The organism is Lacibacter cauensis (assembly GCF_007830055.1).
GTDB lineage: Bacteria > Bacteroidota > Bacteroidia > Chitinophagales > Chitinophagaceae > Lacibacter > Lacibacter cauensis.
In genome coordinates this window covers 72,528-90,818 of record NZ_VLLE01000005.1, presented here as the reverse complement: position 1 = coordinate 90,818, position 18,291 = coordinate 72,528, and the positions used below count along the sequence as shown (strand labels likewise).

The window sequence follows — 18,291 nt, the reverse complement described above, 5'->3', positions numbered from 1 at the left end:
CCGGGGAGGGGATATATGTTCTGATTACTCATCACTCTCTCCTTCGCTAAAGCTTCGGAGAGCAGGCATCACTCATCGCTCATCACTCCTTCCACTTAAACACAATCGTACCATTTTTCTTTGTATCACTTTCTACGGTAATGTTGTACACTTTATCGCCTGCTGTAACACGCATCAAGGCTGTATTCGGCGGTGTTTTACCGAGATTGTCGGCAAACATGACCAAAGTATTCTTGCGCCCTTTCAACGCTTTTACATTCAACACAAGCGGCTTTGTCGTTAATTGTTTTTTGCTGAGTACAGGATAACTGTTGAAATACACGGTTACACTGTCGCCATCAATTTCACCGTTATCGAACAATTCAATTTTAATTTCCGGCTTATCAATTTCAATCGTCTGCAGAATATTGTTGCTACGCTCGCCTGTTTTCTTTTCTTCGCCGGGCACATAATTCTCCGGCATCTGAATGGCAGTAAACACATTCGGACCGTTCAACAGTTTCGCTGCTGCCAGCTGCACATCTTTTACCGTCAGCTTATCCACATACTTTTCGTAGTTGATGAAGTAGTCGATGTTGTTGCCGGGGTATTTACTTTCGGTGAGAGCTGTTAACCAGTCTTCGTTTTCTTTCAGATCAATTTTGTGTTGTTCACGCCATTGCTGTTTTACTTTATCCAGGTTTTTTTGTGAGGGGCCTTTTGTTGCAATGTCTTTGATCTCCCTGTTCACCGCTTTCAACAAGGTATCTGCTTTCTCCGGACCGCAAGGCAACTGCACTGCGAACGAGTAATTGTTGTACGGTTCACGTTCCAATGCACCATAAATGCCGCCACCATAAATACCGCCGATCTTTTCCCGCAGTTCTTCAATAATGCGGATGTTGAGCACTTCGGTTGCAGCCTGTGCTTTCATTTCAAGATCCTGGCTGTACGGCACTTCACCCGAATGGAACTGAACAATTAAACTACGTTCATCGGTTCCTTTCTTTACCATCATTTCTTTTTTGCCTTTAATGGTGCGCACCTTATTATCAACGGCCGTAAATTTCTTAGCAGTTGTTGGCAAGCTGCCGATGTATTGTTCAATCAACGGAATAATCTCTGCTTCTTTAAAACTGCCCACAAACACAAACTGCATACTACCTGCATCGCTGAAACGCTCTTTGTAAATTTCAATAGCACGCTTCAGATCGATCTTGTTAAAGTTTTCTGCTTTGGGCAACGCAACAGGTGCCAGCGGATCGTTATTGTACAATACACTGTACAAGGTATCAATAAATGCAAACTGCGGGTTTGCACTCATCATAGCGTATTGCGAACGGTTCCGTTGTACAAACGATTTAAACAAACTGGTATCAATACGTGGATTGGTAAAATACAACCAGGTTAACTGGAACATGGTCTCCATATCTTTTACAGTAGAGTTACCCCGCACACCTTCGCTTACAGTGTTGATAAAGGGATTTACCTGAACTGTTTTTCCTGCAAGTACCTTCCGCAAATCGGTTGGAGAAAAGGCACCCACACCCATCGATTGTACCACCTGCACCGCATATTCCGCATTGTATTTATCTGCAGCGCCGTAATGATTTTTACCACCAGGACGAACAGACGACATCAAGATCTGATCGGCTTTAAAATCTGTCGGCTTCAATGTTACTTTAATGCCATTGCTCAACGTTAATTCAGTAGTACCCAGCTTTGCATCTTTTTTTGTTGCTGTTACTTTACCTGCAGTTGGTTTTGTTTCAATTAATGCAGATGCAACAGCTTTGTCTTCGTAAGCTTTAATATCTGCTTTTTCCACAACTGTAAAATAAGTAAGCAATTCTTTTACTTCCGGCAACTTCTCTCCTGCTTTTGGTTCGGGCTGTGTTATGTAGGTGAAGCGGTTGTCAACAGCTTTTACGTATTTGTTCACCAATGCGTTTACTTCTTCAATAGTAATACCGGGCAACAGCTCTTTTACTTTTGCAAATTCGTATTCAATACCCGGCGATGGTTCGTTCTTTAAGAAGTAGTTCACGTATTCATCCACAAAATTGGCACTCTCATTTTTATCACGGTTATTATAAGCTCGCTCGTAATAACTCTCGGTTGTTTTTTTACTGCGTTCCAGTTCGGATGCAGTAAAGCCAAAACGTTTTACCCGTTCAATTTCTTCCAGCAATGCCTGTAATGTTTTCTTTACATCGCTTGTACCTGCACCGGCATAAATCGAAAATGCATCGTATCCTCTTGCATACGAACCAAAACCACCCGATGCAAAATTGAACGGTGGATTTTCTTTTTGTGTTAACTCCTGCAAACGCTGGTTCAGCATACGCACAAATAATGAGCGAATGATACTGTTGCGATACTCAGCAACCGTTGTGGTTGCTTCGCTTTTAAATGCAGGATAGTTGATGGATACTTCTGCAGATGAAGCTTCTTTATCGGTAAGCACCATTACTTCGTTTGCAGCATACGGTGCTACTGTTGCATATTTCCGCTCACGTGGAGCAGCGGGATTTTTAATACCTGCAAAATGTTTACGGATCAATGTTTCGGCCTGTTCAACCGTAATATCGCCCACTACAATTACCGCCATCAGATCGGGACGGTACCAGTCTTTATAAAAACGACGGATCGCATCGTATTTGAAATTCTTGATGATACTGTCTTTACCAATCGGCAAGCGATCGGCATACAACGAACCCGCAAACAAGCCCGGTAATATTTTACGGAACATGCGTTCATCGGCTCCTTTGCCCAAACGGCTTTCTTCTAAAATAACGGCACGTTCGCCATCGATATCTTCATCGAGATTCGAAATGTTGTGCGCCCAGTCTTCGATTATCTGAAAACCTTTTTCAAGATTACCGGCTTTGTCGGTTGGTATGGGCAAGATGTATACCGTTTCATCGAAACTGGTATAAGCATTTAAATCGTTACCAAAGCCTACACCAATTTCCTGCAGGTACGATACGATATCGTTCTTCTTGAAATTCTTGGTACCGTTAAAGGCCATGTGCTCGGTCATGTGTGCTAGCCCTAACTGATCATCGTCTTCATTAATGGCTCCTGCGTTAACCACCAACCGCAGCTCTACTCTTTTCTCCGGCTTTTGATTGGGGCGGATGAAATAGGTAAGACCATTTTCGAGTTTGCCCGTTTTCACTTTGGGGTCGAAGGGAATCTTGTCCGACAGCTGTTGTGCAAATGTGGTAACAACTGTAACAAGGAAAAAAACAATGAATGAAAGGTTTAAACGTATTCGGTTCATAGATGCATGTTTAGAGCCTAAATATAGTGAGGGAACTGCAACTCCTCTCTCAAAGCGATTCTAAAGTTGATAAAAGGCATAAAAAAGCCCTCCGTACCGGAAGGCTCTGTGTATTATGAAGTAAATTTTTATAGTCCTATACCAACACCCAACTGGAAGCCGGTTGTTTTCCATTGGTCTTGATTTGGCAAATCATTGATATTGTTTAAGCCAATTGCATAACGACCATACACCCGCACACTTAAAATATTGAGTTGTGCACCTAAGAGCAAAGAGAAGTCTCCGTTTTTGAATGCTTCTTTTCCGTTATCGATGAATGTTTTATTCTTATTGAGGAGTATACCGTATTGTGGACCAGCCTGAAGCGATAAAAATTTTGATGGCTTGTAAGAAAGCAAAAGCGGGATACTCAGATAATTCAATTGTGGGTCTTTTACATTCTCATCTAAGTTATCATAGATTGCTCTAAACCCAGTAGCTGTATCAGAATTAATCTGGTTCCATAATATCTCCGGTTGCAAACCGAATTTCTTTCCTAACGGAATTTCGGCAAACACACCTAAATGGTAACCGAGTTTGTATTGTTCGTCGAAACCTTTGCCATCGATCTTGCCGATGTTGGCTCCTAATTTAGGTCCGATACGAAACTGTGCAAATGAAGTTGATGAGGCTGTAACAGCAACAAGGAGGATAACAAGAAACTTTTTCATTCGATTTGATTTTAGTTAGATGTTTAACGGCTAATTAAGTGCCAATCATTTTTTTTACGCTGTAAAAATATGTTAAGAAGAAATGTATTGCAACGATTTAAAACATAAACCCTGTTTGCACGCTGAATAAAGAAGACCATTTATACTTACTGCTGAGCAAATAGTAATCGATGTACACTTGCGGATTAAAGAAGAATTTTCCAATGTACCAGCTGGCATCCAACTGAAAGCCCAGCGATTGAAACTGGAAGTTTGTTTTTTGCGAATAAGTTTCTTCGTAAGAACGGCTGCGGCTTAAACGGCCTGTTTGTTTGTATGCGCCTTTCGAATCAATCTTTACACTGCTGGCCGAACCCAATGCGAGGAATGAAGGCTGCAGGGTAAAATAATCCTTCTTACCAAAACCATCGAACTGCCATTGGTAACGCAGGTAAGGAATAAGTGAAACATCCCGCAGACGAATATCAGAAGTATCGTTTACAAAATAATAATAGGTTACAAGCTGATTGGTTAACGGTATGCGTGTTTGTGCCGAATCGAGATAAGCAATGGTTTCACGGTAACGTCCACTCGAAAAACCAAGCATAACACCAGGTGTAAACTTCTTTTTACCAAACTGTATATACGCCAGAAAATCGTTATCATAAGGCGATACCTGGTTAACAAATTCCTTCTTTCCAAAAAAGCGTGTGTACGAAAATCCGTAGCTGATTTTTTCTAACTGCAACTGATCGTACGACAGTGTAAGTGCATGTTGGAGTAATTGTGTTTTGCCTTGCTCGGTTAACAGAAAGTTATTGTACGTAATACCAAAACCCGACTTGGCATAATAACCAATGGTTGGTGTAAGACTTAAGTTGGCCGTTGACTGCTGCGCATTTAACGCCAGGTTCTTTACACTAAACTGTGTGTTACCACCACCAATTGAAATAAGCCAGTAGCTGCGGGGAGCTTTCAACGAATCGTAATAGGCGAGGAACTGGTTAATTTCTTTTTCAATAGAATCGGTATTAACAGGAATGGTATCGGCAACGGGAATAGAATCTTTCGTTGTTTCCTGTGCAGAAGCGCACAAGTGTACACAAATAACAAGAGCAAACAGAATAAGCGGTTTCAACATACGTGGCAGAAGGTTATCGGATAAGACATTGCCACCACAAGATAGTTTAATGCGCCGAAAAAAATTATGTGAGCTCAATCAATGTAATCTCTGGTAATATGCCTACCCTGCCAGGGTAACCAATGAAACCAAAGCCACGATTCACATACAATTTCTGCTGTGCTTCTTCGTACAAACCGGCCCATTGCTTGTACACATACTTTACAGGACTCCAGCGGAAACCCGGAAGTTCTACGCCAAACTGCATACCGTGTGTATGGCCCGACAGCGTTAAAGCAATATCCTTAAACTGCGAAGTGATTTCATGATTCCAATGCGAAGGATCATGACTCATTAAAATTTTAAAGGGAATATGTGCTGCTGCTGCATGTGCATCGGGCAGGCGGCCAAATGAAGGAAAATTCATTTTACCACTGGTATTATCTACACCCAGGATAGCAATCTTTTCACCGTTGCGTTCTATTTCCACGTGTTCGTTGCTCAGCGTTTTCCAACCGAGCTTGCGATGCACTTCAACCACACCTGCTGCATTGGCCAGTTGTTTTGCCCGTACTTCTTCTTTGGTTGCACCGGTAGGAAATCCGTAATCGTGATTACCCAGTGTTGCATACACGCCATGTTTTGCTTTCAGCTGCGAAAACACATCCATGTACTCTTTCATTTCATCGGCATGATAGTTTACCAGATCGCCGGTAAACAACACCACATCTGCATTTTGTGCATTGATCTTTTCAATACCCTTCATCACCGCTTCTTTATCGGTAAAGCTGCCACTGTGGATATCGCTTACATGAATAATTTTAAACCCTTTGAACGCTTCGGGTAAATGCGCAAAGCTGAGTGCTATTCGTTGCAGATTGTATTTGTACTTATTGCCAAACCCATACAGCAGCGAAGTAAACAAACCACCACCTACAGCCAAACCGGCCCAGCTTAAAAACATGGAACGGCTAATGCCTGTACCTGTTGCTTCGGCTGTGTTTTTGGGATTCCAGCTCGGGAAAATAAAACTGCCTGCCCATTGAAACACACGGCGCACATCATCCACCAAAAAGAACATACTGGCCAGCAGTTTTGCCAGGAACAAACCAATTACAATTGCAAAGGCATAGGTGCGTAACAGCCGGTGCCAGCTTTCGTAGTTGGTAAACGTAATGCTCAGCATCAACGCAAACGAAAGCACACTAACACCCCAGTAAACTGCAAACACAATCAACCTGGTTCGGGGAGCCCAGGTATCGGCCACGGCCTTTAATGCCTGGAATACATAAATATCAATTACCAGAAGAACGATCAAAAAAATCCATGAACCGGCTAAACGTCGCATAAGTTGTCAAAATTGAGGAATAACTGCACTATTCCGTTGTTAAAATTTCCTGTTTGGGTATAACACACGGGGATAAGTATTGTTCCCGAATATTAGGCCGAAACCTTATTTTTGTCAGGATGGCATTGGCAGAGTTACAGCTCACAAGCTTCTGTTTATCAGTTTGATCAAAGTTCCAATCGAAGATGAAATTTACTTACTACGGCCATTCCTGTTTCAGCATAGACGTAAAAGGAAAGAAATTACTTTTCGATCCGTTTATTTCGCCGAATGAACTGGCGAAAGATATCAGTGCCGATACGGTTGAAGCCGATTATATCCTGGTAAGTCATGGGCATGAAGATCATGTGGCCGACCTGGTTTCCATTGCCAAACGTTCCGGTGCCTTGGTGATCTGCAACTGGGAAATTTATGTATGGCTGCAAAAACAGGGCGTGGAAAATATTCATCCCATGAATACGGGTGGTAAAAAAGCCTTTGAGTTTGGAACAGTAAAATGTGTTACAGCACAACACTCCTCTTCGTTGCCTGACGGTACTTACGGCGGCAACCCGATGGGTTTTGTGATTTGTGCCGATAAGAATTTTTATTACAGTGGCGATACAGCGCTTACGCTGGAGATGCAACTGGTACCGCAAGGTGCTCCGCTGTCGTTTTCCATTTTACCCATTGGCGACAACTTTACCATGGGTTACGAAGATGCAGCGAGAGCAGCACACATGATGAACTGCCATACAGTAATCGGCGTGCATTACAATACCTTTCCGTACATTGTAATTGACGAAGCGCAGGTAAAAGCTCATTTCGAACGCAACGGACTCGATCTGCAACTACCTGCCATTGGCGAAACAATTACCCTTTGAACATAAACTATCATAGCTGAATATTATGGGTCGAATTATAGGAATAGCGAATCAAAAAGGTGGTGTTGGTAAAACCACAACAGCCATTAACCTGGCTGCAAGTTTTGCCGTGCTCGAATACAAAACATTGCTGATCGATGCCGATCCGCAGGCAAACAGTACAACAGGTGTAGGTTTCGACCTGCACAATATTCAGCAGAGTTTATACGATTGTTTTGTAAACGGTGCCAATGCCAAAGATGTGGTGTTGAAGAGTGAAATTCCGAACCTCGATTTGATTCCTTCACATATCGATTTAGTAGGTGCTGAAATTGAAATGATCAATCAGCCCAACCGTGAATCGGTGCTGAAGCAGTTACTGGAGCCGCTCAAAAACGAATACGACTTCATCATTATTGATTGCTCTCCATCGCTTGGTTTAATTACGGTGAACGCATTAACCGCTGCCGATGCTGTAGTTGTTCCTGTACAAACCGAATTCTTTGCATTGGAAGGTTTGGGTAAATTACTCAACACCATTAAAATTGTACAGAGCCGTTTAAATCCGCAATTGGTGATTGAAGGTATTTTGATGACGATGTACGATGGCCGCTTGCGTTTGTGTAACCAGGTGGTGAGTGAAGTAAGAAGACATTTTGAAGGCATCGTCTTCGACAGCATCATTCACCGTAACACTCGTTTAAGTGAAGCGCCGAGCTTTGGTAAGCCGGTTATTTTATACGACAGCGAAAGTAAAGGCGCCGTAAACTATCTCAACCTCGCCAAAGAAATTCTGCAACGCAACAACCTCACAAAAATTAAACAGGAAGACAAGATTATTGAGGTGGATGAAGAGGAAGAGTTACCATCTTAATCTTTGCCATAAAGACACTAATAGGCAAAGCTTCACAAAGTATCACCTTTCTGCTAAGCGTATTGCTTTGTGATGCTTTATTTTTTCTTCGTGCATCTTTCTGTCTTAGCGCCTTCGTGGCACAAATCTGCTTTCTCTTTACATTTGCCGCATGGTTACAAGAGAATTTCCCCGCATTGTGTTTATGGGTACACCTGAGTTTGCAGTAGCATCGCTCGATGCATTGGTGCAGGCAGGTTATAATGTGGTAGGCGTCATTACTGCGCCGGATAAGCCTGCAGGACGAGGTATGAAGCTCACCGAAAGTGCGGTAAAAAAATACGCTGTGCAAAATGGTTTGCATGTATTGCAACCGGAGAAACTGAAGAATCCTGATTTTCTGAATGAGTTAATTGCACTGCGTGCCGATCTGCAGATCGTGGTGGCGTTTCGCATGTTGCCTGAAGTGGTATGGAATATGCCGAAGCTGGGTACGGTGAATGTGCATGGCAGTTTGTTACCGCAATACCGTGGTGCTGCACCGATTAACTGGGCTGTGATTAATGGTGAAAAAGAAACCGGTGTTACCACGTTTAAACTGAAACATGAAATTGATACCGGCGATATACTGTTGCAGGAATCGTTTCCGGTTGGTGAAGATGAAACCGCAGGCGAAGTACACGACCGCATGAAAGAGATTGGTGCACAACTGCTGGTAAAAACGGTGGAAGGATTGGTGAACGGAACGCTGGAGGAGAAACCGCAGTCGTCAATGGTGAATAGTGAATTGTCAATAGGAGACGCTGAAGTATCAACAGCTCATTCACCACTCACCACTCACCATTCACCATTAAAACACGCTCCCAAAATTTTCACCGAAACCTGCAAGATCGATTTTACAAAAACAGTCGACGAAGTACATAATTTAATTCGTGGGCTCTCTCCGTTCCCCGGTGCGTTTACAACGTTTAACGGAAAGCTGATGAAGATTTATCGATCAAAGAAAGAGATCGTTACAGGGCAGGCCGCTCCAAGCAACCAGACCATTGGAGAACCTGTTACCGATGGCAAAACCTATTTCAAATTTGCCTGCAGCAATGGTTTTGTTCATGTGCTGGAATTACAACTGGAAGGAAAGAAAAGAATGTTGATTGAAGATTTTTTAAGGGGATACAGAAGCTAAGAGTTTGAAAGAGGGAAAAGAGTAAAAAAAGAAATATAAAAAAGAGAGCGGCAACATTATTACATGTTGCCGCTCTTTTGTTATCTCTTTTTCTTCTTTACTCTTAGCTTACTTCCCCCACACCAACTCAGCATTAAACTTTTCTGCACTGATGCCCAGTTGTGCGGCTGCTGCATTGCTTAAACGGAACATCAAACCACTGCCGGGGCTTGTTTCTTCCACACTGCCCAGCACTTTTGCATACACCGCTTTTCCGTTCGATGGATTTTTCACCATCACAATCGTGCCTTTTTCAATATTATCCATCAGCACATAATATTTCCCATCGCTCCAGCCACTGGTGCTTTTGAATACAGAACCGGCACCGCTGTTACTATCGGTACGACGACCATTATTGGTTTGGCGGTTAAATTCATCTTTAAAAAATCCATTACCGGCATAGCTTACCGGATCGGCTGCTACTTTCGGCTCTTCTTTCTTTGGTTCAGGTTTGGGTGTTTCTACTTTCGGCTCTGGTTTTGGTTCCTCTTTCTTCACCACCACTTCCTGTTTCTTCGGTTCTTCCTGTTTTACCTCGGGCTTGGGCTGTTGCTTTACCACTGTTGGCTCACTGCGTACATTCATGCCTTGTGACGCCAAAGGCGACAAGGTTTTATCAATCTTCAAAAATCCAACAATGACTTTGCTGCCTGCGCTGACGTTATTGCCCGAAAGATTATTCCACGATTGAATAGAAGCATTATCGGTACCAAACAACTGACTGAGTTTAGTTACGTTTTCACCTGCTTTCGCCGTATGGTAAACAGGAACAACCGTTTCATTTTCTTTTCGTGTACCGGTTTGCCAAAAGTTGACTTCGTTCAACGGAATACGTATCTGCTGTCCGATACTTAACGGAGAAGTTAACTCCAGTCCGTTGTATGGTGCAAACACACGTGGACTGATATTGTAAATACGGCCAATACTGTAAAAGTTTTCCTTGGGACCAATGTTATGCACGAGGTAAGGTTTACCCTGGTTATCCAACTGTACCTGTAACGGTGTTGTTTGGGCCATTACAGTAACCACAGCAAACAGCAACATAATAAACGAGAAGGCTCTCTTCATGGGATGATCATTATTTTCCTTGCAAAGATGCAGAATTCCGTGAAAGTATTGTGCCAAAGAAAAGCTTAACGTTTCTTTTGCTAACATTGCAGCCTCATGAGCAAAGTAACGCAGAAATACTACGTTGTCTGGAAAGGAAAAGAACCCGGCATTTATACCAACTGGAACGATTGTAAAGCACAGGTAGAGGGTTTTACCGGTGCTGCCTACAAATCGTTTACCTCAAAAACGGAAGCAGAACAGGCGTACAAAGAAAACTTTGCCAAACACATTTACAAAAAAGAGAAAGACAGTACGCCGAAAGATCTTTCTGCAGTAGGCACACCTATTCACGACAGTATTATTGTTGATGCAGCCTGGAACAGTGTAGGAAAAGATATGGAATACCAGGGCATTCTCTACAAAACCAACACTCGCATTTTTCATATGGGACCATTGGCAAACGGCACCAACAATATTGGTGAATTTTTAGCCATTGTACATGCATTGGGTTATTGTAAAAAACACAATCTGCCTACCATGCCCATTTACAGCGACAGTCGCAATGCTATTGGCTGGGTAAAAGCAAAAAAGTGTAAAACAAATCTGGAACAATCCGCTAAAACAAAACACATCTTTGATCTTATTTATCGTGCAGAAAAATGGTTGCAGGAAAACAGCTATCGTAACAAAGTATTGAAATGGGAAACCGAAGCATGGGGCGAAAATCCTGCTGACTTTGGAAGGAAATAGGTTCAAGTTTATAGTTTATGGTTTGATGTTACTGGTTGCAGGTTACCAGTAACAAGTTACATGTGATTGTTTTCCTTGTGCCTTTCGTTTGGTTTTTGGATTTTCTTCTTTCTTGTACCGCTTGTGTCTTTTTCAGTTCATATCTCCTACTTTTCTACTTCGTATTTGCGTTTGATTTTCTTACTTCTTACCTCGTACTTCCTGCTTCGTACTTTTTTTTGGCAAGGTTCTTGAAAATTTCAACATTATTCACCTTTTAAAAACACAGCAGTATGAGTTTACGATTAATGTTGGCATGTGCCGCAGCAGGCGCTGTTGCAGGTTTGCTGTTAGCACCTGAAGCAGGTGCATCGATGCGTAATAAAATCAGTGAAAAACTGGAAGATGTTAAGGAACGCTGGTATAAAGTGAAGAACAGCAGTTCGGAAATTGAAGAGTTGAAAGAAGTATTTAAATCGGAAATCGCCGGTTTAAAAGAAGATACCCGCAAACGTGTACTGGAAATTCTTGAATCTACAAGAATAACAGGTAACAACCTGAAAGCACAGGTACTTTCCTGATGTAATCGCACTAAACAAAGGCTGCCTCCTGTCTTGTTTGTACAAAGTAAAAAGGAGCAGTGAACTGTTTGCAATCAACCCTTTTGTTGATAACGCAGAATGATTACTTTGTGTGTACAACAATGGAGCAGCCTTTTGTTTGTAACTAAACGCCCAATCAATTCATCACTGTAAACAGCTATCGTATGTGGATATTCCGGGTAAACCGCCTGTTCCGTAACAGTTTTCGTTTAATCAGCATTCTGTTTATCATTACCAAGCATTTGCTGAAGAACAGCGTTTACAGTAATCGTTTTCTGCGACGCATCATCGATCCGAAAAGAAAAAATCTTACTTCCCGATCGGAGCGTATCCGTTTTATGATCGAAGACTTGGGACCAACCTTTATTAAGTTCGGGCAGATCATTGCCGACCGTCCGGATCTGGTGTCGGAACAATTGCGCAACGAATTGAAGAAGCTGCAATCTTCTGCACGTCCTTTCGATAATGCCATCGCTTACCGCATCATAGAAGAAGAGCTGGGCGATCCTCTACATGAGGTATTTGAACAACTCGATCATACACCCATTGCATCAGCATCCATTGCTCAGGTATACAAAGCTGTTTTACGCAACGGCGAAACTGTTGCTGTAAAAGTGCAGCGTCCGCATATCAAACAAAAAATCTCCATCGATCTTGTTTTGATAAAAATATTGGCAGAGCAGGTGGTAAAATCTTATCCTGAGCTTGCCAGCTTTAACGTGATAGAATTTGTAGAAGACTTTGGTGTGATCATGAAGAAAGAACTTGATTTCACCAATGAAGCTTCGAACATGATGCGCTTTGCTGAAATTTTTAAACACGATGATTACTGTTACATACCAAAAGTGTACAGCAACTACACCACGCAGAAAATACTGGTGATGGAATTTGTTACGGGTATCGAACCGGATGCAAAAAATGAATTGATAGCGAATGGATACGATGTAAAACAAATAGCTGTAAACGGCACCAACATTATTTTAAAAATGATTCTGCAGCATGGCTTTTTCCATGCTGACCCGCATGCAGGTAATTTACTTATTCGTGAAAACAACCAGGTGGTATTGCTCGATCATGGCATGACAGCCAGTTTAAAACCTGCACAGATACAGGCGCTCATCAACTTTATGCTGGGCTTTGCACGACAGGATACACACCGAATTACCAAAGCTTTGCTTGCATTACTGAATGTAAATTTTTATAAAGAACAGGCCGATCTTGAATTTGAAATTGGCGAACTTATCCAGAAGTACAGTTATATTCCATACGATAAAGTAGATATTTCGAGCCTGATGGCTGATACGTTTAAAGTCATCCTCCGTCACGGTTTAAAAGTGCCCACCAATTTGTACATGTTGTTGAAAGCGTTAGGTACGATTCAAAAATTTGCAGAGGCACTGGAAGCTGACATTTCTATCATCAATATGATTGAGCCGTATGCAAAAGAAAAGATCAAAGAAAAATTCAGCTTCGATGCCATTATCAACAAGGTCATCAACTCTGCAGAAGATTATCTGTACATCGTCGATCGCTTGCCAACCGATATTAAAGAGATCGTAAACAATCTGCGTACAGGTGTATTAAAACACGAAATTAATTTCCGGGAAGATAGTTTTACCAATAAAGCGCTACGGCAAAATTTCAATCGCCTTGCATATGTGTTTATTCTTGGCTTGTTGATGATTTGTGCAACCTTGCTCATGATCTATCAACCCAACAGTGAGGGTATCAAAATTTTATTCTATTCGTGTGCCGCTATACTTGTTTGGACAGGCTTCAAGTTGCTGTTTAATACAAAGTTTAAATAATTGAACCGTCGTTGCGAGGAACGAAGCAATCTTATTACTTTATTACTTCGTATCAGAAGACTGCTTCGTTCCAAGAAGTGACGTCAGTTGAGCGGCTATTTTCTTCTTAACGAAATCCTTACCCGCAGTGAGCAGCTATAAGGTTTACTCATCGCATCAATATCCGCCATTCTTTCGGATAATAATTATTCATGCGGTTGCCCAATAACTTCATCCAGCCTAAGCCCAGTCCATTGTAAGTTGCCAATGCCCAGCCTTTGTGCGGATGATCGAGCTGCAGATCGTTCTTGCGCAAATAGTCCAATGCCTGTTCTTTGGTTAATTCAACACGCACAACCTTGCTGTTCACATTTGTACTCAGCGCCAATGCATGTTCGGGCAACAGATCATTCTTGGCAATACTGCCCAACTCAATACCTGCATACCGCACTTTTAATTCCTGCATTAAAAATTGAATCATATCGTGCCATGCAGTTGGTACAGCTGCAATGATTTGTCCCTGCATTACAAAACTATACGCATCGGCAATTTGCATCCACTGCGCAGCAATCGCTGCATCTTTCTTCGCAGGCTCCTGGTTCTTTTTTATTTTGATGCGCAACGGTGACGGTGTTTCTTTCTTACGAAAGGCCACAATAAAAAAACCTTCGCCTTTTACCTTATTGGGCCAGAAACGATAACCGTATGCACCTGAAGCAGATTGTACTTCATCAATCTTCCATTCATCATTAACCCTTAACCTTAAACCTTCCACTTCAAACCTTTCCTCAAGCCAATCAAGTATCTCTTCATCTTCTTCAGCAGAATACGAACAGGTGCTATAGATCAACACACCGTCTTCTTTTAAACAAGGCCATGCATCAGCAAGTATACGTTGCTGCCGCTGACTGCAGAGTTCCACATTTGCTTCACTCCATTCGTTGATGGCTTCCGGATCTCGACGAAACAAACCACTGCCGCTGCAGGGTGCATCAATCACCAGTACATCAAACAGTCCGCTGAGTTTTGAAAATGCAGAAGGATCATTGTTCGTTACAACCACATTATCGGCTCCCCATTTGGTAATGTTTTCTTTGAGAATGTTTACCCGTGATTGAATTACTTCATTACTCACTAATAAACTTTCCTTGCTGATCACCGATTGCAGTAACGTTGATTTGCCACCCGGTGCTGCACAGAGATCAAGTACCAGCAATGGTTGCGACAAATCAACGGTTTGCTTTATGGCTTCTTCCACAAACATACTGCTGGCTTCCTGCACATAATAAGCACCGGCATGCAACAGCGGATCGAGTGTAAACAAAGGACGTTCGCTGAGATAATAACCATTGGAGGACCAGGGAACGGGAGCGTGAAAGGTGAATGGTGAATGGTGAATGAGTTCCTGATTATTTAGTTTGGCTGATTGATCGTTACCGATTGACCATTCACCATTCACCATTGACCTCTTCAATGGATTCATCCGCACCGACACAACCTGTTCACCACTTTCATGCACCTGCACAAAAGCATCCCGATCAAAACTATTGATCTTACTGAGCGAAGTCATCAAGGAAGCCGGTAGATGCATATTATTAATCATTTTCTTTTTTCATCATCCAGGTACCTGTAGCTATATATTCGATTAGCGTATCACCGTAATCTTCAACTTTTTCAATAATCTCCCATTTGCCTTCAAATTGCATCTTACTTCTATCAAACTCTCCTTCGTAATGTATCTCCTGCGATGCTTTAGAAGGATCGGCATATGCATTTCCATCTTCATCCAGGAAAGTTGCGTTTGCATATTTTTTAATAAAACTGATTTGAGTGCCCTTCACAAAACCATTAATCTCTGCCAAATCAGCTCCTTCGGCAACACCAACCCCACCCATTTCAAAACACTTTCCACGAACCGCTCCATCATTTTCTTCTAAAAACATCATAAACTCAACAGACTCACCTTCCAGTTCGCCGTATTCTTTCCCATACCAAAAGTAACCCTTCCATTGTCCTGATATGTTATAGCTCATCGACTTCCATTTTAATATCTGATAATGAAATGCTCTCTTTCCTTCTGTTCTTTTCTTAAAAACACAAGACCGATAAAAAACAAATCAACCGTTAATGTTACCTGCGGATGTTGTTTCAGCTGCTCCCATGCTTCTTCCATTTCTGCACTCCAGTGGATATCATCAAATACAAACACTGTATCATTATTTGCTTTGGCAAGCAATTGTTCGAAATAACGCAAGGTCGGTTCTTTGCGATGGTTGCCATCGATAAACACAAAGTCAAATGCCTGTCCTGCTTTATCAATCAGCGGCTGTAAGGTTTCATCGAAGTTCCCTGTAACAACGGCAATGTTTTTCAACTGCAATGCATCGAACTGTTGCTGCGCTATTGTTGCAACAGCTGTAGAGCCTTCCATTGTTGTAACAGCTGCAGAAGGATTTGCTTTTGCCAGATATGCGGTTGTTATGCCTAAGGATGTTCCTAACTCCAGTATTTGTTTGGGTTGAAAATAATTCACCAACCGATATAACAATTGTGCATATTTTTTTGGCTTTAACGATGTAGCAGCGATTTGTTGCACCACACGCTGTTTGGTTAATCCTTTGGTTGAACCTGCACCAAAATCTTCTACTGTAATAATCGTTTCATTACCTAGCAACAGGTTGCGTTGCGTTTCTATTTCTTTGTAAGCAGGATACTTTGTTGCATCGTTCAGCACCTTGGTAATAAGACTAAACACAAACGGCGAATGCACGCCATGCCCTTTGCCATTGGCTGCCGTAAAGTAATAGCGTAAATATTTTTTACCAAGTTGAAAAACGGAATACATCTAGAAATGAAAAATTAAAAATTACAAATGAGGAATTAAAAAGTGAAGGCAACTAACTTCTTCATTATACATTTTTCATTCTTCATTTTTTACTTTCGTCCCTGTCCCACTGTTGTATAGAAAATGAATAGGCATGTTTTTCATCTGCAGTAAAATCGCTGTTCTTGCTCAGGTTCCAATCGGTTACATCAAACGCAGGAAAAAATGCATCAGCTGCTTCAATGTTTGCATGCACACGAGTAAGATAAATGCGGTTGGCAATTGGTAATGCCTGCTCGTATATCTGCGAGCCGCCTGCAATAAAAATTTCATTCGTCTCCAGTTTCTTCGCCTGCGCTATTGCATCTTCCAACGAAGATGCAAACCACACATTATCATAAGTGGACTGTAACCCCTGCTGACGGGAGATAATAATATTGGTTCTTCCCTGCAATGGCTTGCCGCCAACGGAATCAAAGGTTTTTCGTCCCATAATAACGGGCAATGCCCATGTGGTATTTTTGAAAAACTTCAGATCGGTTGGCAGATGCCACAACAATTGATTATCTCTGCCAATGGCGTTGTTGGATGATGCAGCTACGATTAAACTTATGATCATGAATGAAAAATAAAAAATGAATAATGAGAAATAAAAAACACCCAACTTACTGCTTCTTTCTTCGTTCGTCATTTCTTTGAGCTGTTTCAATACTCTTCAGAAAGATTGCCATCAACTCATTACTTTCAGTAAATGCTTTTTCTACTTTCTCATCTATAACAACAGGTTTGCGCCTGATGATTTTAAGATTGATTCTTGACTCCTTGATTTCCTTCAAACACAATTTCATCTTATGCAAAAAATCGGCTCTTGATTCTGCCGCTTGTGCTTCCCCATAAATTAAAGCAGGAGCTGTTCCGCTTTTCGACAACTGATATTCGAGATTTTGTCCTGCTTTGGTAGCAGGAAGAAGTTCGCAAACATCCAGACACATACATGCAAAATCTACAAGGCGATCTTCCAGATCGAATTTGTTACTATTTTCCATATGCGGTGTTTTTGGTTGAGCATTGAATTCACAGTTCGCTTTACTTCTTCATTTCTCAATCTTCATTTTTCATTCTTCATTTACTACACCGCTACCGGTGCTTTAATCGCCGGATGACTCTGGTAATTCTCCAGCGTAAAATCTTCGAACTTGAATTGAAAAATATCTTTTACTGTAGGATTCAGTTTCATGGTTGGCAATGGAAACGGTGTGCGGCTTAACTGCAGCTTCACCTGCTCCATGTGATTGCTGTAAATATGTACATCACCAAACGTATGCACAAAATCGCCGGGCTGCAGATCGCATACCTGTGCAATCATTAGTGTTAACAATGCATACGATGCAATATTGAACGGCACACCCAAAAACACATCGGCACTGCGTTGGTATAACTGGCAACTGAGTTTGCCATCGGCCACATAAAATTGAAAAATGGTATGACAAGGCATTAACGCCATCTTTGGCAGATCGGCTACATTCCATGCACTGATGATGAGACGGCGACTGTCGGGATTCTTTTTAATCTGTTCAATTAAATCTGTCACCTGGTCAATCACCACACCGTTCGCTCCTTCCCAGCTGCGCCACTGTTTGCCATACACCGGACCAAGCTCACCATTTTCATCAGCCCACTCATCCCAAATACTTACACCGTTTTCTTTCAGGTAAGCAATGTTGGTTTCACCTTTAAGAAACCATAATAATTCGTGAATGATGCTGCGCAGGTGTACTTTTTTCGTTGTTACCAACGGAAAACCTTCGCTGAGGTTGAAACGCATCTGGTAACCGAATACACTTTTTGTACCCGTACCGGTACGATCGGTTTTTTCTGTACCATTATCCAATATATGCTGCAGTAAAGCGTGGTATTGTTGCATGGCTGCAAGGTAACTAAAAGGCACAAGTTACAAGGC

The 18,291-nt window shown here is 41.9% G+C and carries 17 protein-coding genes; 6 read left to right on the top strand and 11 right to left on the bottom strand.

Annotation, left to right across the window (positions count from 1 at the left end; genetic code table 11):
* Positions 1-82: 82 nt before the first annotated feature.
* The 4 genes from IQ13_RS14040 to IQ13_RS14025 all read right to left on the bottom strand — a co-directional run bounded on the left by IQ13_RS14040 (position 83) and on the right by IQ13_RS14025 (position 6,422).
* Complete coding sequence (locus IQ13_RS14040) at positions 83-3,265, bottom strand: M16 family metallopeptidase (RefSeq protein ID WP_144887024.1); 3,183 nt, start codon at positions 3,263-3,265, stop codon at positions 83-85.
* Positions 3,266-3,393: 128 nt separating this feature from the next.
* Positions 3,394-3,975, bottom strand: a complete 582-nt coding sequence (locus tag IQ13_RS14035) for a porin family protein (protein WP_144887023.1) — start codon at positions 3,973-3,975, stop codon at positions 3,394-3,396.
* 97 nt (positions 3,976-4,072) lie between these two features.
* Positions 4,073-5,095, bottom strand: a complete 1,023-nt coding sequence (locus IQ13_RS14030) for a hypothetical protein (protein ID WP_144887022.1) — start codon at positions 5,093-5,095, stop codon at positions 4,073-4,075.
* 64 nt (positions 5,096-5,159) lie between these two features.
* A complete protein-coding gene (locus tag IQ13_RS14025; protein WP_144887021.1) occupies positions 5,160-6,422 on the bottom strand; it encodes a metallophosphoesterase in 1,263 nt (420 codons plus the stop codon).
* Positions 6,423-6,607: 185 nt separating this feature from the next.
* Between IQ13_RS14025 and IQ13_RS14020 the strand changes: the two genes are divergently transcribed.
* The 3 genes from IQ13_RS14020 to IQ13_RS14010 all read left to right on the top strand — a co-directional run bounded on the left by IQ13_RS14020 (position 6,608) and on the right by IQ13_RS14010 (position 9,300).
* Positions 6,608-7,285 carry a metal-dependent hydrolase gene (locus tag IQ13_RS14020; RefSeq protein WP_144887020.1) on the top strand — a complete coding sequence of 226 codons (678 nt, stop codon included), beginning with the start codon at positions 6,608-6,610 and terminating at the stop codon, positions 7,283-7,285.
* Between the two features lie 25 nt (positions 7,286-7,310).
* The gene (locus IQ13_RS14015; protein WP_144887019.1) at positions 7,311-8,138 is read left to right on the top strand and encodes a ParA family protein; all 828 of its coding nucleotides are present in this window, start codon (positions 7,311-7,313) and stop codon (positions 8,136-8,138) included.
* 151 nt (positions 8,139-8,289) lie between these two features.
* Positions 8,290-9,300, top strand: coding sequence for a methionyl-tRNA formyltransferase (locus IQ13_RS14010; RefSeq protein ID WP_242009557.1), 1,011 nt, complete (start codon positions 8,290-8,292; stop codon positions 9,298-9,300).
* Positions 9,301-9,408: 108 nt separating this feature from the next.
* Here the strand turns inward: IQ13_RS14010 and IQ13_RS14005 are convergent, their stop codons facing one another.
* Positions 9,409-10,407, bottom strand: coding sequence for a LysM peptidoglycan-binding domain-containing protein (locus tag IQ13_RS14005; RefSeq protein WP_158637402.1), 999 nt, complete (start codon positions 10,405-10,407; stop codon positions 9,409-9,411).
* A 96-nt stretch (positions 10,408-10,503) separates the two neighbouring features.
* Between IQ13_RS14005 and IQ13_RS14000 the strand changes: the two genes are divergently transcribed.
* From IQ13_RS14000 to IQ13_RS13990, 3 genes are all read left to right on the top strand, one after another.
* Positions 10,504-11,139, top strand: coding sequence for a ribonuclease H1 domain-containing protein (locus tag IQ13_RS14000; RefSeq protein WP_144887017.1), 636 nt, complete (start codon positions 10,504-10,506; stop codon positions 11,137-11,139).
* A gap of 272 nt (positions 11,140-11,411) precedes the next feature.
* Positions 11,412-11,699 (top strand): YtxH domain-containing protein, encoded by a 288-nt coding sequence (locus IQ13_RS13995; protein WP_144887016.1) that lies wholly within the window; start codon positions 11,412-11,414, stop codon positions 11,697-11,699.
* 185 nt (positions 11,700-11,884) lie between these two features.
* Positions 11,885-13,528, top strand: a complete 1,644-nt coding sequence (locus tag IQ13_RS13990) for an ABC1 kinase family protein (RefSeq protein WP_144887015.1) — start codon at positions 11,885-11,887, stop codon at positions 13,526-13,528.
* A gap of 148 nt (positions 13,529-13,676) precedes the next feature.
* Here IQ13_RS13990 and IQ13_RS13985 read toward each other — a convergent pair whose 3' ends face one another.
* The 6 genes from IQ13_RS13985 to IQ13_RS13960 form a co-directional block, all read right to left on the bottom strand.
* Complete coding sequence (locus IQ13_RS13985; protein ID WP_242009556.1) at positions 13,677-15,110, bottom strand: methyltransferase RsmF C-terminal domain-like protein; 1,434 nt, start codon at positions 15,108-15,110, stop codon at positions 13,677-13,679.
* Positions 15,103-15,540 (bottom strand): hypothetical protein, encoded by a 438-nt coding sequence (locus tag IQ13_RS13980; protein ID WP_144887014.1) that lies wholly within the window; start codon positions 15,538-15,540, stop codon positions 15,103-15,105. Before IQ13_RS13980 ends, IQ13_RS13985 begins: the two co-directional genes overlap by 8 nt.
* Positions 15,541-15,551: 11 nt before the next feature.
* Positions 15,552-16,352, bottom strand: a complete 801-nt coding sequence (locus tag IQ13_RS13975) for an O-methyltransferase (protein ID WP_144887013.1) — start codon at positions 16,350-16,352, stop codon at positions 15,552-15,554.
* Positions 16,353-16,434: 82 nt separating this feature from the next.
* Positions 16,435-17,022: a dihydrofolate reductase gene (locus IQ13_RS13970; protein WP_242009555.1), complete on the bottom strand. Its 588-nt coding sequence runs from the start codon at positions 17,020-17,022 to the stop codon at positions 16,435-16,437.
* Positions 16,997-17,377: a four helix bundle protein gene (locus tag IQ13_RS13965; RefSeq protein WP_144887012.1), complete on the bottom strand. Its 381-nt coding sequence runs from the start codon at positions 17,375-17,377 to the stop codon at positions 16,997-16,999. The genes IQ13_RS13970 and IQ13_RS13965 overlap by 26 nt, the downstream gene beginning before the upstream one ends.
* Before the next feature lie 83 nt (positions 17,378-17,460).
* Complete coding sequence (locus tag IQ13_RS13960; RefSeq protein ID WP_144887011.1) at positions 17,461-18,255, bottom strand: thymidylate synthase; 795 nt, start codon at positions 18,253-18,255, stop codon at positions 17,461-17,463.
* Between the last annotated feature and the right edge of the window lie 36 nt (positions 18,256-18,291).

What these genes read in the sequence shown, in the direction of transcription:
- IQ13_RS14015 (WP_144887019.1), top strand. Translation starts at nt 7,311, where the DNA reads ATGGGTCGAATTATAGGAATAGCGAATCAAAAAGGTGGTGTTGGTAAA.
- IQ13_RS13975 (WP_144887013.1), bottom strand. Translation starts at nt 16,352, where the DNA reads ATGTATTCCGTTTTTCAACTTGGTAAAAAATATTTACGCTATTACTTT.
- IQ13_RS13965 (WP_144887012.1), bottom strand. Translation starts at nt 17,377, where the DNA reads ATGGAAAATAGTAACAAATTCGATCTGGAAGATCGCCTTGTAGATTTT.
- IQ13_RS13970 (WP_242009555.1), bottom strand. Translation starts at nt 17,022, where the DNA reads ATGACGAACGAAGAAAGAAGCAGTAAGTTGGGTGTTTTTTATTTCTCA.
- IQ13_RS13985 (WP_242009556.1), bottom strand. Translation starts at nt 15,110, where the DNA reads ATGATTAATAATATGCATCTACCGGCTTCCTTGATGACTTCGCTCAGT.
- IQ13_RS14020 (WP_144887020.1), top strand. Translation starts at nt 6,608, where the DNA reads ATGAAATTTACTTACTACGGCCATTCCTGTTTCAGCATAGACGTAAAA.
- IQ13_RS13995 (WP_144887016.1), top strand. Translation starts at nt 11,412, where the DNA reads ATGAGTTTACGATTAATGTTGGCATGTGCCGCAGCAGGCGCTGTTGCA.
- IQ13_RS14025 (WP_144887021.1), bottom strand. Translation starts at nt 6,422, where the DNA reads ATGCGACGTTTAGCCGGTTCATGGATTTTTTTGATCGTTCTTCTGGTA.
- IQ13_RS14040 (WP_144887024.1), bottom strand. Translation starts at nt 3,265, where the DNA reads ATGAACCGAATACGTTTAAACCTTTCATTCATTGTTTTTTTCCTTGTT.
- IQ13_RS14005 (WP_158637402.1), bottom strand. Translation starts at nt 10,407, where the DNA reads ATGAAGAGAGCCTTCTCGTTTATTATGTTGCTGTTTGCTGTGGTTACT.
- IQ13_RS13960 (WP_144887011.1), bottom strand. Translation starts at nt 18,255, where the DNA reads ATGCAACAATACCACGCTTTACTGCAGCATATATTGGATAATGGTACA.
- IQ13_RS14035 (WP_144887023.1), bottom strand. Translation starts at nt 3,975, where the DNA reads ATGAAAAAGTTTCTTGTTATCCTCCTTGTTGCTGTTACAGCCTCATCA.
- IQ13_RS14000 (WP_144887017.1), top strand. Translation starts at nt 10,504, where the DNA reads ATGAGCAAAGTAACGCAGAAATACTACGTTGTCTGGAAAGGAAAAGAA.
- IQ13_RS14010 (WP_242009557.1), top strand. Translation starts at nt 8,290, where the DNA reads ATGGTTACAAGAGAATTTCCCCGCATTGTGTTTATGGGTACACCTGAG.
- IQ13_RS13990 (WP_144887015.1), top strand. Translation starts at nt 11,885, where the DNA reads ATGTGGATATTCCGGGTAAACCGCCTGTTCCGTAACAGTTTTCGTTTA.
- IQ13_RS14030 (WP_144887022.1), bottom strand. Translation starts at nt 5,095, where the DNA reads ATGTTGAAACCGCTTATTCTGTTTGCTCTTGTTATTTGTGTACACTTG.
- IQ13_RS13980 (WP_144887014.1), bottom strand. Translation starts at nt 15,540, where the DNA reads ATGAGCTATAACATATCAGGACAATGGAAGGGTTACTTTTGGTATGGG.